The organism is Streptomyces sp. OZ13 (assembly GCF_052068155.1).
Lineage (GTDB): Bacteria > Actinomycetota > Actinomycetes > Streptomycetales > Streptomycetaceae > Streptomyces.
Map to the genome: position 1 here is coordinate 80,205 of NZ_JBQHCZ010000017.1, position 13,106 is coordinate 93,310.

Sequence of the window (13,106 nt, forward strand, 5' to 3'; positions counted from 1 at the left end):
TACGGTCGACCCATGACAACTACGTACGCTGTACTTAGTGAGGGTCTGGAGAAGCGGTTCGGCGACGTCCGCGCCCTCCGCGGCCTCGATCTGGCCGTCGCCCGGGGCACGGTCTGCGCGGTGCTCGGCCCCAACGGCGCCGGGAAGACGACCGCCGTACGCATCCTGGCCACACTGACCAGGCCCGACGGGGGCAGCGCCACGGTCGCCGGGCAGGACCTGCGGCGTGATCCCGCCGCCGTACGCCGCCGCATCGGCGTCGTCGGGCAGTACGCCTCGGTCGACGGCGACCTGACGGGCGCGGAGAACCTGCGACTGTTCGCCCGGCTGCTGCGCGCCCCCCGCACCCGGGCCGCCGAGCTGCTGGAGCGGTTCGGTCTGACCGAGGCCGCCGGCCGCCCGGCCCGTACCTACTCGGGCGGCATGCGCCGCCGGCTCGACCTGGCGGCCGGGCTGATCACGCGCCCCGAGGTGCTGTTCCTGGACGAGCCGACCACCGGTCTCGACCCGCACAGCCGGAACGAGATCTGGGACGCGGTGCGGCGACTGACCGAAGAGGGCACGACCGTGCTGCTGACCACCCAGTACCTCGAGGAGGCCGACCGGCTCGCCGACGACGTCGTACTGATCGACGGTGGCCGCGCCACCCACAACGGCACCCCCGCCGAACTCAAGGGGCTCATCGGCAACTACGCGGAGGTGGTCGTCCTCGACCGGACCGCGTTGCCGGCCGCGGCGGCCGTCCTCGATCAGCTGACCGGCGCGGAGCCGGTCGTGGACGTGGAGCGCCGGTCCGCCGGGGCCGTCACCACCGACCCGACGCTCACCCTGCCCCGGCTCGTACGGGAGCTCGACGCGGCGGGGGTCGCGGTCCTGGACGCCGGGCTGCGCCCGCCCACCCTGGACGAGGTGTTCCTGCGCCTCACCGGCCGACCCGTGAAGGAGCCCGTCGCATGAGCACCGTCGTCCTCGACAGCACGGCCGTCCTCGGCCGCCACCTGCTGCGCATGAAGCACGCCCCCGCGATCCCCGTCATGACGCAGACCATGCCGATCGTCTTCCTGCTCTTCTTCGGCTACGTCTTCGGCAGCGCGATGGCCATGCCGGGCGCCGACTACCGGGCCTTCCTGGTCCCGGGCATGCTCGTGGCGACCGCCGCGAACGGCATCATGACCGGGATGTTCACCGCCGCCCAGGACTCCCACCGCGGCGTCATGGACCGCTTCCGCTCCCTGCCCATGAGCCGCGGCGCGGTCCCGTTCGGCCAGGCGGCCGCGGATCTCGTGATCGCGGCGGCCGGCCTGGTGCCGCTCCTGCTCGTCGGCCTCGTGATGGGCTGGCGGATCGAGGGCAGCGCCCTCGAGGCCCTGGGCGGATTCGGGATCCTGCTGCTCTTCCGCTTCGCCTCGACCTGGGCCGGCATCCTCCTCGGCCTCGCCTCGCGCAGCGAGGAGGCGGCGGGGCAGCTGGGTGGCGCGACCTTCATGCTGCCGCTGCTGTCGAACGCGTATCTGCCGACCGACGGGCTGCCTGGCGCACTGCGCACGGTCGCCGAGTGGAACCCCGTCTCCGCGGTCACCGCCGCGGTGCGGGACCTCTTCGGCAACGCTTCCCCGGCGGCGGACGCGGCCTGGCCGGTGGCCCATCCGGTGGCCGGAGCGGTGTGCTGGTCACTGTTGCTGCTGGCGGTCTGCGTGCCGCTCGCGGTGCGGCGCTACGCCCGGTCCTGACCGCGCCCGGGCCCGGTGGTGGTGACAAAGGTGCCACCTACACGATATGCACGGCTGTCATGAGCCCACAGCCGCCGCCCCTGCCCCTTCCCCTCGACGGCATCACCGTCGTCGCCGTCGAGCAGGCCGTCTCCGCCCCCTTCGCGACCCGCCAGCTCGCCGACCTCGGCGCCCGGGTGATCAAGGTGGAGCGGCCGGACGGCGGGGACTTCGCCCGCGGTTACGACACCGCGGCCCGAGGTCTCGCCTCGCACTTCGTGTGGTGCAACCGGGGCAAGGAGTCCATCGCGGTGGATCTGAAGGATCCGCGCGGCCTCGACATCGTGCACCGGCTGGTCGCCGGCGCCGATGTGTTCGTGCAGAACCTCGCGCAGGGCGCGGCGGCCCGGCTCGGACTGGACGCCGCCGCGCTGTGCGAGGCGCATCCGAGGCTCGTCGCCGTCGACATCTCCGGCTACGGCTCCGGCGGCCCGTACGCGCACAAGCGTGCCTACGACATGCTCGTGCAGTGCGAGGCGGGGCTGGTGTCGGTGACCGGGACGGCGGAGGAGCCCGTGAAGGCGGGCGTTCCGGCGGCCGACATCGCGGCGGCCATGTACGCGTTCTCCGGGGTGCTCGCCGCCCTGTTGCGCAGGGGGACGACCGGCCGCGGCGGCGTCGTGGAGATCTCCATGCTGGAGGCGCTCGCCGAGTGGATGGGGCACCCGCTGCACCACGGGATGCACGGGGGCGAGCCGCCGGCCCGTACGGGACTCGCGCACGCCGTCATCTCCCCGTACGACGCCTATGCGACCGCCGACGGCGGTCAGGTGCTGCTGTCGGTGCAGAACGACCGCGAGTGGCGGCGGCTCGCCGAACAGGTCCTGGGCCGGCCCGAACTGGCCCTCGATCCCGACTTCGCGACCAACCGGGCACGCACGGCGAACCGTGAGCGGACGGACGCGGCGGTGGCCAAGGCCCTGGCGGGGCTGGACACGGCGGACGCGGTGGCGCGGCTGGAGGCGGCGGGGATCGCCTGCGCACGGCTGAACAGCATGGCGGACGTGGCCGCCCATCCTCAGCTCGCGGCACGGGACCGGTGGCGCGAAATCGCCTCACCGGCGGGGCCGTTGAAGGCGATGCTGCCCCCGATCACACTGCCGGGCGGGGAACCGGCTCGGATGGGGGCGATTCCCGGTCTGGGTGAGCACACGGACGCGCTGCTGCGGGGCCTGGGGATGACGGATGAGGCGGCAGCGCTGTTGCGCCGGGACGGTGTGGTCGCCTGAGCGGGGTGGGCGCGCTCGTCCCGACGCGTGGGAGCCGTGGGTGGTTCGGCCGGGGGTCGGGTCAGCCGCGGCTGCCGAACAGTGAACGGCGGAGCCTGCGCAACGGTGCGAAGAGCGACACGCGCGCACTCTTGCTCCTGCGGCTGCGCGTCACGTCGCGCGAGGTCAGTTCACGCATCAGCAGCGTCGCCTCCGCCGCCTCGACCTGCGGGACGGCCGGTCCGCCGAGCACCGAGAGGTGCCGGTCGAGACGCGAACTCGTCGCACCGCTTCCGCATGTGATGGCAGGCACACGCGGCCTGCTGCGCACTGTTATCTGTTCCATGTCACTCCCCACCCGTACGAGGCACCCGGCCCGGGCAGGTTAACCCTATCTCCCCGCCGGGACACCCGTGTATCCCGCCCGCATGATTCACCACACCCGTACGCGGGTTGACAATTACTCTCCGAATGCGGCTGATTCCAGGGCGAGTTGGACAGCGCGTCCGCGACTTCCGGTCTTCCTTCGTACTGATGACCAATCAACGACTCTTGAAACGCCTGGAGTTGAGTTAGCTTGAAGTGATTTCCACCGGCTTGCGGCTCCAGGTCGCGGACAGGGGGCCCACCATGAGCGACGTGCCGGAAACGCCGGGAGCGGTACGACTGGTCGCCGGCCGCTACCACCTGCTCAGCCCGCTGGACGAGGACGCCACGGGAGTCGTGTGGCTGGCCCGCGACGAGGTCCTCGGCCGCCAGGTCGCGGTCAGGGAGGTCAGGCCTCCGGCCTCGCTCGGAGCCGGGGACGTCCGGGATCTGTACGAGCACCTGGAGAACGCGGCCCGCGCCGCCGGCCGGGTCTCGCACCGCAATGTGGTCGCCGTCCATGACGTGGCGGCGGAGGACGGCCGGCCGTGGATCGTGATGGAACTGGTGCGCGGGCTGTCCCTCTCCGACGTGCTCGACGCGGAGGGGCCGCTGCCACCGCGCCGCGCCGCCCATATCGGGGCGGAGGTACTGGCGGCCCTGCGGGCGGCGCACGCCGCGGGTGTGCTGCACCTGGACGTGCGGCCGTCGAACGTGCTGATCGCCAACGACGGCCGGGTGATGGTCACCGGCTTCGGTGCGCTGACGGCCCGCGACTCCCCCGGTTTCGGTGCCCCGGAGGTGCTGGCGGGCCGCGACCCGGGCCCGGAGTCCGACCTGTGGTCACTCGGGGCGATGCTGCACGCGGCGACGGATGGGCGGTCCGCGTTCGGCACGGACCACGGCCGCGGCGAGCAGGCCGAGGCGGGCAGGGCGGACACCCTGGGCGCGGTCGTCACGGAACTGCTGCACCGCAATCCGGCGGAGCGGCTCGACGCGGCGGAGGCCGAGCACCGGTTGCGCCTGGCGAGCGCGGGCGGTGGTGCGCGTACGGATGTGCCGGTGTCGGCGGCCACACCCTCGGCCACAGAGGAGTCCGTGCCGCGGTCCGGGCCGGAGGCGGAGCCGGCCCCCGGACGGCCCCCGGCAGTGACCGCCGTGACCGAGCCGCAGAGCGACGGCTCGAAACGGGCCACGACGGTCCTGGCCGTGGGGGTGGCGCTGCTGCTGCTCTTCGCCGTCGCCCTCGTCTGGCTGGTGGCCGGGGGCGCTTGAGACCGTGGCGCCTGTCCGGGAGGAACACGGCAGGCCCGCGGGGGAAGCCACGGGCCTGCCGTGAACCGGTTGCTGACGGAGGGCCGGAAAGCGGTCAGGCGTTGGAATTGAACGCCGGCAGGTAGCCGCCGGACTGGCCGGCCGCGGTCGGGTGGTACGACTCTCCGATGTTCAGCCAGTTGACGCTGTGCAGCCAGGCGGAACCGGAGCAGATCTCATGGCCGGTGAACGTCCCCACGACGCTTGCGAAGCCGTAGCCGTGGTCGGCCGCGCGCTTGGCGATCGCCGTGTTGAGGTGGTCGGCGGCGCCGTTGATGGCGGCCCGCTCGTTCTCGCTGAGGCCGGCGATACAGCTGCCGCCCAGCTTGTAGAAACGGGGATAGCCGAGGACGACGACCCGCGCCGCCGGGGCTTTGGCACTGATCGCCGAGTACACCTGGTCGAGCCTTCCCGGCAGTGTCGAGTCGACGTACGCCTTCGCCTGTGCGATGCGGTTCAGGCAGGTGGACTCGGACTGCAGGACGCACGTGGTCATGACGTCGGCGAAGCCCGCGTCATTGCCGCCGACGGTGATGGAGACGAGATCGGTGGACGAGTTGAGGGGACCGAGCTGACTCGCCGTGACATCACCCGTACGGGCGCCCGAGCAAGCCGTGAAGGCGAACGACGAGGGTGAGTTCGCGTTGGCCCAGAGCTTGGGGAAGGCCCGGGTGCTGCGCTTGCAGTTGCCGCTCGCGCTGTCGTAGCTGCCGGCTCCCACGCCGGAGGAGTAGGAGTCGCCGAGGGCCACGTAGTCCAGGGACTGGGCGGTCGAGTCGGCCTGCGCCTGACCTGCTCCGGTGAGAGCGAGGACGGCACCGAGGAGGAGTGAGGATGAGAATGCCGCGGCTCGGGACAGTTTCATGGAACCTCCCTATAGCAGGATCTCTGCCTCAACTTTCGTACCAGGGGACAGAGTTCACCGGAAGTGTCCATGCCAAAAATGTTACTGACGAGTCAGTGGTGCGGTTGGGACGGTACGGCACCTGGTGGTTGATTCACCGTCAAAAAAGACGAAAACAGGCCTCTCTGACGCGGTCTTGTCATACAGTCCCAATCATCAATACCGTCGTACATCCACCCGCACCGGTCCATCACGCAAGCGGCTCAGGGGAGGGCAACGGCACCGCGATGGACTCCGGGCGGGTGTTACGGCAGGGGGGTGCCGTGCCGGTTCCACGCTCGCGTTCATGACGGGCCGTGGACCGCGCGGCCAGTGATGCCGGCTCGACCGACCCAGCACGGAGCGGCGCTTCGCCATGGGCCGATGAGCAGAACACCCCCCTTTCGAACCGGACACTCATCCGGACCGCCCTGGGGAGGGCGGTCCACCGGTGGAGAGAGGGAACGAAGGCCATGAGCTCAGTCCTGCACCCGGCGGCCCCGGGGCAAGATCCGGTGAACGAACTCGCCCGCCCGTCGGCCAGATACCGGCCCATCTCGTCGCACCTGGCCATCACCCCGCCCGTGAGCGTGGTGATTCCCGCGATGAACGAAGCGGAGAACCTTCCGTACGTCTTCAAGACGCTGCCCGACTGGATCCACGAAGTGGTGCTCGTCGACGGGAACTCCACCGACGGCACCGTCGAGGTGGCCCGCGACCTGTGGCCCGGGGTCAAGGTCGTCCAGCAGCGCGGCAAAGGCAAGGGCGACGCCCTCATCAGCGGATTCGCCGCCTGCACCGGCGACATCATCGTGATGGTCGACGCCGACGGCTCCGCCGACGGGCAGGAGATCGTCTCCTATGTCTCCGCCCTGGTCTCCGGTGCCGACTTCGCCAAGGGCTCCCGCTTCGCCAACGGCGGCGGCACGGACGACATGACCCGGGTGCGCCGGCTGGGCAACCGGGTCCTGTGCGCGGTCGTCAACGCCAAGTTCGGCGCCCGCTACACCGACCTGTGCTACGGCTACAACGCCTTTTGGAGGCACTGCCTCGACGAGATCGCCCTGGACTGCACCGGCTTCGAGATCGAGACCCTGATGAACATCCGCGTGGTCAAGGCCGGGCTGCGGGTCCAGGAAGTCCCGAGCCACGAGTACCTCCGCATCCACGGCGTCAGCAACCTGCGGGCCGTGCGGGACGGACTGCGGGTCCTGAAGGTGATCCTCCAGGAGAAGGGCGTACGGCGCGCCGCGCGCCGCCGGCCGGCGGCCATCGGCGTCACGACCGTCCGGGGAGAGGTGTCTTGAGCCCCGGTGCCGGGGGCCGCGACTTCTCCGTGGTGATCTGCGCGTACACCGAGGACCGCTGGGAGGACATCCTCGCGGCGGTCGCCTCGGTCGGACGGCAGACGCTGCCGGCCCTCGAGACGCTGCTCGTCGTCGACCACAACCCGGCGCTGCTCGGGCGGCTTCACGACCGGTACGCAGGGCAACGGGAGGTGCGGGTGCTCGCCAACGCGGGCCCCCGTGGCCTGTCCTCCGGCCGCAACACCGGGATCGCCGCGGCCCTCGGCCACTTCGTCGCCTTCCTCGACGACGACGCCGTGGCCGAACGGGACTGGCTGCGGTACTTCGCCGAGGGCTACGACGACGAGCATGTCATGGCCGTCGGCGGGCGCACCCTGCCCGCGTGGGCCTCCGGCCGCAGACCCGTGTGGTTCCCGGAGGAGTTCGACTGGGTCGTCGGCTGCACCTACCGGGGCCTGCCGCCCGGGAAGGTCAGGGTCCGCAACGTCCTCGGCGGCAACGCCTCCTTCCGGCGCGCCGCGTTCGACGCCTGCGGCGGCTTCGCCACCGGCATCGGGCGGGACGGCGACCGGCGGCCTCTGGGATGCGAGGAGACCGAACTGTGCATCAGGCTCACCCGGGCGCTGCCGGACGCGGTGCTGCTGATCGACGACCGCGCGGTCATCCACCACCGGGTCCCCGCCGCGCGTGAGCGGTTCGGCTACTTCGGCAGCCGCAGCTACGCGGAGGGCCTGTCCAAGGCGCTCGTCGCCCGCAGCGTCGGGGCGGGCAAAGGGCTCGAGTCGGAACGCCGTTACACCACCCGGGTCCTGCCGGCCGGCGTCGCCCGAGGGCTGCGTGACGCGGCCCTCGGCCGGCGGGGCGGCGCGGGCCGGGCGGGCGCGATCGTCGCGGGAGTCGCGGCGGCCGCGGCCGGGTACGTGGTCGGCGGCGTACGGGCGCGCAGGGGCGCCGCGGCGTTCTCCTCGGGGCCGATCGCGAGCACGGCGCCGTGGGAGGCCGCGCGGTGAACGAGCCGGTACCCATCCTGATGTACCACGCCGTCGGGGAGCGGCCCGCTCCCGCGGCCCACGGTCTCTCGGTCGCGCCGAGGGCCTTCGCACAGCAGATGCGGATGCTGGCGGAACGCGGGTTCACCCCCGTCACGACCGCCGAACTCGGCGACGCCTGGCGATCGGACGGACGCCGGCCGCTGCCCGACCGGCCCGTGCTGATCACGTTCGACGACGGATACGAGGGGGTGCACCGGCACGCCCTCCCCGTTCTCGCCGCACACGGCTTCGCGGCCACCGTGTTCGTGTCCACCGGGTGGCTGCGGGGAGAACACGACGAGGGAGGCGCACCGGACACGATGCTCGACTGGGACCAGGTGCGTGAACTGGCCGCGGCGGGGACGGAGATCGGCGGCCACTCCCACACCCACCCCCAGCTCGACCAGCTCGAAGGGGAACGTCTCGCCCACGAGACGGCCCACTGCCGGGACGTCATCGCCCAGGAGTTGGGAACCGCGCCGGTCTCTTTCGCCTACCCCTACGGCTACTCCGACCGGCGGGTGCGCGGCACCGTCCGCGCCGCGGGATTCTCCCAGTCCCTCGCCGTCGGCAACGCCCTCGCGGCGCGGCGCCAGGGGCCGTACGCGCTGCGGCGGCTGACCGTACGGCGCAGCACCGGGCCGACGGAGTTCGAACGGCTCGTCGAAGGGCGGGACCTCGTCAGGAACTTCGCGAAGGACCGGGCCTTCACCAAGGGCTACGCCGTCGTGCGCCGGGCCCGCCGGGCCGCCGCGCACCTGAACGCGTTCACGCCCTCCGCCACGGCGCGCCGCTGAACCGGTCCGTGCCGCCGCACCGGGCAAAACACGGTGCGGCGGCAGGGGCCGTGCCGGATCATGGGCGCCATGTCTGCCAACCCTCAGGACGCGCTGCCGATCCGGCTCAACGTCGACGACAGTGATTCACCCTCTGACGTCATCGACGCGCTGTTCCTCGGTCGCTTCGCGACGGGCGAGCAGCCGTACTCGTTCAGCTCCTCGATCGACCGCGTCAAGCCCGGCGCGACGATGCTGCCGTCCGGGGCGACGGTGCTGCGCTCGGCGCGCGACGACGACCGCAGCTCCACGCTCGCCGAGGGCGACGGCTGGACGCTGCTGGTCTCCCGCTGGAACCGCGGCGCGGACGTCACCGTCACCGCCGTCAGCGCCGACCTCGCGGAGAAGACCCTCAAGGAGGCCACCGACGGCGTGGCCGACGAGCCGGAGCCGCAGCCGGAGAACGTGACCATGGGTTTCTGGTACGTCTCGCCGCGGCGGGGCCCGCACCGCACGACACGGCAGATCGCGGCCGGCACATGGGAAGAGGTCCGGGCCAACTACACCGCGCCCGTCGCCGACGCGATGGACCGGCTGATGAAGGTCACCCCCGACGACATCGCGGGCCGGCTGCTGCTGCTCCACGGCCCGCCCGGCACGGGCAAGACGTCCGCGCTGCGGACCCTGGCCCGCTCCTGGCGCGACTGGTGCCAGGTCGACTGCGTCCTGGACCCGGAGCGGCTGTTCAACGACGTCGGCTATCTGATGGACATCGCGATCGGCGAGGACGAGGGCACCTCGAAGGGACGCTGGCGGCTGCTCCTGCTGGAGGACTGCGACGAGCTGATCCGCGGCGAGGCACGGCACACGGCGGGCCAGGCCCTGTCCCGCCTGCTCAACCTGACGGACGGTCTGCTCGGCCAGGGCCGCAACGTCCTGGTGGGCGTCACCACCAACGAGGACCTCGAACGTCTCCACCCGGCGGTCGTCCGCCCGGGCCGCTGCCTGGCCCGCATCGAGGTCGGCCCGCTGACCCGCGGGGAGTCGGTGGCCTGGCTCGGCACGGAGAAGGGCGTGAACCGGGAGGGCGCCACGCTTGCGGAGCTGTACGCGCTCCGGCGCGGGACGACGCCGGCGTCGGTCCCCTCCCAGACGCCGGGCCCGGACGCGGGACTTTACCTCTGAGGGTGATGATCTCCGTGGCGACGTCACGCCTCGGCGTCGGCGCGACGCCTCAGGTGGTGGTGGCTCGGGGTTGTGCCGCGCTGATGTAGTGCACGGTGGCCTGCTCGGCGTGCGGCGTGAGCAGGTTCCGCAGTTCCTCCGCGGCGGCCTTGAGGAGGTGGCCGTCGCGGGTTGTGTGGAGGGTTTCGAGGACGAAGGCGACGTGTGTGGAGCTCTCGGTGACGCGGGTGCGGTGGGCGTCGCGGTGGTTCCAGTGCCTGGTCAGGACGCCGGTGGCGTCCGTGTAGACGATCTCGCCGGGCTTGGGGTGCTCGACGGTGCCGGGTTCGCCGAGGGGGGTGAACGACTCGGTGCCGTCCGCGTGGCGGATGTCGACGTCGCCGGTGACGTGGTCGAGGTCGAAGGCGCCGGCGGGCAGAGCGTGGCGGACGGAGACGGCGTTGTAAGAGTCGACGGCCGGGTTGATGCGTGGCAAGGTGCCCTTCTTCGCGAGGCGGCGGCCGAGGGCGTCGACGCTGGGGCGGATACGGCGGGGGTTGGTGCCGAAGGAGCGGTAGGCGGTGTGCCAGGCCTCGATGCGGGGGTCGCTCTCGTCGGCGGGATGCCAGGTGCCGTCGGCAAGCAGCTGCTCGAGTTCTTCCACGGCGGCGGTGGTGCGGGGCCAGGGTTCGTGGCCGTGCAGGCCGGTGGCGGTGACCAGGGCGATGAGGGTGTCGGGGAAGGCGTCGGCGACGGCTGGGGCGATACGGAAGGCGGGCACGGCGGATTCTCCCTTTCGTGTGCACCTACGGGCTCGATGGTCATGGCTGCCAGGGGCCGATGCGGCCCAGGCGGCGGCGCTGCTGGCGCGCGGTGGGGGCGTCGAGGCCCTGGCCGCGTTCGGTGAGGTGGCCGGCGACGGCGGTGCGGTGCTCGACGGGCTTGTGGTCGTCGTACTTGAACTTGGCCCGTACGTCCGTGACTTCAAGGCGCAGGCCGCGGATCCCGGGCAGCATCCGGCCGTAGGGCGGCTGGTCGACGGCGACGGGTGCGTGGTCGCCGTCGGGCTGGAAGTGGGCGAGCTGGCGGCGGAGCAGCTCGGCCTTGGCCTCGGGGTCGTCGACGATGTGCGCGCGGCAGGTGAACTGGACGGCCGTGTAGTAGCTGGTGGGGACGCCGTCGGTGGGCGGGGTGCCGGTCTTCGCGCGCCAGGGGCCGGGGATGAAGGCGTAGTCGCCGAAGACGGTGAACAGGACACCGGGGTCGTTCTCGATCGCCTTCCAGACCGGGTTGGGCCGGGCGAGGTGGACCAGGAGATGGCCGGTCTCGCTGGTGAAGTGGGTGGGGACGGCGACGGGCGGGTGACCGGGCAGGCCGTTGACGGTGAGCTGTCCGAAGTCGTGGCCTTCGGCGATCCAGGTCTGCCATTCGGCTTCGTCCAGGCCGGCGTCCCAGGGCTGGATGAACATGCTTCTCTCCGTACGTGGTCGGTGCTGTCGGGAGGGCTGCGGGCCGATCAGGTCAGGGCGAGGAGGCTGACGGCGACGGCGGCGGCGCCCAGGCCGACGAGCTGGCCGCGGTGGATGCGTTCGGCGAGCACGCTGCGGGCGAGCAGGACGGTGCCGGCCGGGTAGAGGGCGGTGATCACGGCGACGACGGCGAGGTCCCCGCTGCGGGCGGCGAGGAGGAACAGCAGGTTCGCCACCGAGTCCAGCACGCCGGCTGTCGCCGACAGGGCGTAGGCGGGCCGCTCGGAGCCCAGCCTGCGGTACATCAGGCCGGCCGCGGTCAGGGTGACGGCCGAGGCGACCGCCCGGCCGACGATCAACGGCGCCACTCCGCTGTCGGACGGCGCCTGGTGCAGGAAGATCAGCTGAAGGGCGATCGCGGCGCCCGCGCCGAAGGCCAGCAGCAGCGCGGTACGGGAGGGACGTGCCGTCCCGGCGCCGTGTCCCGCGCTGACCAGCACGACCGCCACCAGCGCGAGCGGCAGGCCCACCAGTCCGGCTGTCGCCAGGTGCTCGCCCTGCATCAGGCCCACACCGACGGGCAGCACGGCGGACACCAGCGCGGTCACGGGCGAGAGCACATTCATCGGGCCGATCGCCAGGGTGCGGTAGAGCAGGGCGAACGCGGCGGCCGAGGCGACACCGGACGCGGCGCCCCAGGCGAGGGCGCCGGGGCTGAACGAGGCGCCGAGCACCGGCCACAGCAGCAGTTCGACCACAAGGCTGGCCGGTGCCGCGATCATCACGGTGCGCAGCACATGAGCCTTACGGGCGCCGAGACCGCCGAGGAAGTCGGCGCATCCGTAGGCGAGGGAGCTGCCCAGAGCCAGCAGCAGAGCGATCACGGTACGTACATCCCTTACTATTTCAACGGAACGACTGAACCGTACAACGGAACGACCGCCCGATGTCAACCGAATGACCGTGCGGCGCATTGCAGTGACCGGACTCGAGGATGGTGATCGGATGGCCGAGACGGCCGCCGCCCTGCGGACGCTCGCGCACAACGTCAGGACGGCCCGCAACCGCGCGGGGCTCTCCCTCGACGAGCTCAGCCGACGCGCCCAGGTCAGCAAAGGTGCGCTGGTGGGCCTGGAGAAGGCTCAGGGAAACCCCAACTTCGGCACCCTGGTACGGCTGGCCGACACACTCGGCGTCTCCGTGTCCGCCCTGATGGAAGGGTCACCCGAAGGACGCGTCCGCGTCGTGACCGCCGACGCCGTCGCGCCGCTGTGGACCGGAGCGCAGGGCAGTGAGGCCCGGCTCATGCTGACGACCTCGGGCCCTGCCCCGGTCGAGGTCTGGCGCTGGCGGCTGGAACCGGGCGAGGAATACCCCAGCCATCCCCACCAGGCCGGAGTCGTGGAAACCGTCAGCGTCACCGCCGGCCGGATGATCCTGGTGGTCGACGGCACCGAGCACACCGTTGAATCCGGCCAGACCGCCGCCTTCGACGGCGACGCCCCCCACACCTACCGCGGCTCCGGCACCGAAACCTGCCACCTGATCATGACCGTCCACCTCCCGCCGGGCCCGGCGTCGGGAACCTGAGGCGCACCTCGCCCCGCCCATGAGGCGGGACCCGGTCACAAATCCGGGCTGCGGCCCGGACCCGGCACCGCGCGTGTTTCGGGGCTGGGCCCCCGCACCCCCGCGCCTCGAACTCCTCCTACGCCCGGGCGGGCGTGGGAGGGACCCCAGCGGGGCTGAATTCTCCTCCGCCCGCGGGCTGGATGCCGCGCAGCGGCATTTCCAGCCCGCCCGGCGATTGAGGGCACGG

Annotated in this window: 14 protein-coding genes; 9 read left to right on the top strand and 5 right to left on the bottom strand. The window is 72.0% G+C overall.

The features are described from left to right. The first annotated feature begins 12 nt into the window (after positions 1-12). The 3 genes from ACTMTU_RS29725 to ACTMTU_RS29735 are packed head-to-tail and all read left to right on the top strand — an operon-like array spanning position 13 to position 2,998. A complete protein-coding gene (locus ACTMTU_RS29725) occupies positions 13-957 on the top strand; it encodes an ATP-binding cassette domain-containing protein (RefSeq protein WP_441266522.1) in 945 nt (314 codons plus the stop codon). Then, positions 954-1,730: an ABC transporter permease gene (locus tag ACTMTU_RS29730; protein WP_441266523.1), complete on the top strand. Its 777-nt coding sequence runs from the start codon at positions 954-956 to the stop codon at positions 1,728-1,730. The genes ACTMTU_RS29725 and ACTMTU_RS29730 overlap by 4 nt, the downstream gene beginning before the upstream one ends. A 59-nt stretch (positions 1,731-1,789) precedes the next feature. Then, entirely contained in the window at positions 1,790-2,998 is a 1,209-nt protein-coding gene (locus ACTMTU_RS29735; protein ID WP_441266524.1) for a CaiB/BaiF CoA transferase family protein, read from the top strand. A 61-nt stretch (positions 2,999-3,059) separates the two neighbouring features. On the opposite strand, the gene ACTMTU_RS29740 is transcribed toward ACTMTU_RS29735, so the two are convergent. Further along, positions 3,060-3,323 carry a hypothetical protein gene (locus tag ACTMTU_RS29740; RefSeq protein ID WP_159693460.1) on the bottom strand — a complete coding sequence of 88 codons (264 nt, stop codon included), beginning with the start codon at positions 3,321-3,323 and terminating at the stop codon, positions 3,060-3,062. A 284-nt stretch (positions 3,324-3,607) separates the two neighbouring features. Here ACTMTU_RS29740 and ACTMTU_RS29745 point away from each other — a divergent pair, with 284 nt between their 5' ends. Further along, positions 3,608-4,618, top strand: coding sequence for a serine/threonine-protein kinase (locus ACTMTU_RS29745; protein ID WP_441266525.1), 1,011 nt, complete (start codon positions 3,608-3,610; stop codon positions 4,616-4,618). Positions 4,619-4,712: 94 nt separating this feature from the next. Here ACTMTU_RS29745 and ACTMTU_RS29750 read toward each other — a convergent pair whose 3' ends face one another. Further along, positions 4,713-5,522, bottom strand: coding sequence for an SGNH/GDSL hydrolase family protein (locus ACTMTU_RS29750; protein ID WP_441266526.1), 810 nt, complete (start codon positions 5,520-5,522; stop codon positions 4,713-4,715). A gap of 491 nt (positions 5,523-6,013) precedes the next feature. Here ACTMTU_RS29750 and ACTMTU_RS29755 point away from each other — a divergent pair, with 491 nt between their 5' ends. The 4 genes from ACTMTU_RS29755 to ACTMTU_RS29770 all read left to right on the top strand — a co-directional run bounded on the left by ACTMTU_RS29755 (position 6,014) and on the right by ACTMTU_RS29770 (position 9,839). Continuing rightward, positions 6,014-6,847: a glycosyltransferase family 2 protein gene (locus ACTMTU_RS29755; RefSeq protein WP_441266527.1), complete on the top strand. Its 834-nt coding sequence runs from the start codon at positions 6,014-6,016 to the stop codon at positions 6,845-6,847. Then, positions 6,844-7,857: a glycosyltransferase family 2 protein gene (locus ACTMTU_RS29760; protein WP_441266528.1), complete on the top strand. Its 1,014-nt coding sequence runs from the start codon at positions 6,844-6,846 to the stop codon at positions 7,855-7,857. The genes ACTMTU_RS29755 and ACTMTU_RS29760 overlap by 4 nt, the downstream gene beginning before the upstream one ends. Positions 7,858-7,877: 20 nt before the next feature. Next, positions 7,878-8,675, top strand: coding sequence for a polysaccharide deacetylase family protein (locus ACTMTU_RS29765; RefSeq protein WP_441266601.1), 798 nt, complete (start codon positions 7,878-7,880; stop codon positions 8,673-8,675). Between the two features lie 69 nt (positions 8,676-8,744). Continuing rightward, positions 8,745-9,839, top strand: coding sequence for a DUF5925 domain-containing protein (locus tag ACTMTU_RS29770; RefSeq protein ID WP_441266529.1), 1,095 nt, complete (start codon positions 8,745-8,747; stop codon positions 9,837-9,839). Between the two features lie 49 nt (positions 9,840-9,888). Here the strand turns inward: ACTMTU_RS29770 and ACTMTU_RS29775 are convergent, their stop codons facing one another. From ACTMTU_RS29775 to ACTMTU_RS29785, 3 genes are read right to left on the bottom strand one after another with little or no spacing between them, the layout of a single operon-like run. After that, on the bottom strand, positions 9,889-10,599 hold the full coding sequence (locus ACTMTU_RS29775; RefSeq protein WP_441266530.1) for a B3/B4 domain-containing protein: 711 nt from the start codon (positions 10,597-10,599) through the stop codon (positions 9,889-9,891). Between the two features lie 40 nt (positions 10,600-10,639). After that, positions 10,640-11,287, bottom strand: a complete 648-nt coding sequence (locus tag ACTMTU_RS29780) for an FMN-binding negative transcriptional regulator (RefSeq protein ID WP_441266531.1) — start codon at positions 11,285-11,287, stop codon at positions 10,640-10,642. 47 nt (positions 11,288-11,334) lie between these two features. Beyond that, positions 11,335-12,171: an EamA family transporter gene (locus ACTMTU_RS29785; protein ID WP_441266532.1), complete on the bottom strand. Its 837-nt coding sequence runs from the start codon at positions 12,169-12,171 to the stop codon at positions 11,335-11,337. Between the two features lie 121 nt (positions 12,172-12,292). On the opposite strand from ACTMTU_RS29785, the gene ACTMTU_RS29790 reads away from it, so the two are divergent. Continuing rightward, on the top strand, positions 12,293-12,877 hold the full coding sequence (locus ACTMTU_RS29790) for a helix-turn-helix domain-containing protein (protein ID WP_441266533.1): 585 nt from the start codon (positions 12,293-12,295) through the stop codon (positions 12,875-12,877). Positions 12,878-13,106 lie beyond the last annotated feature (229 nt).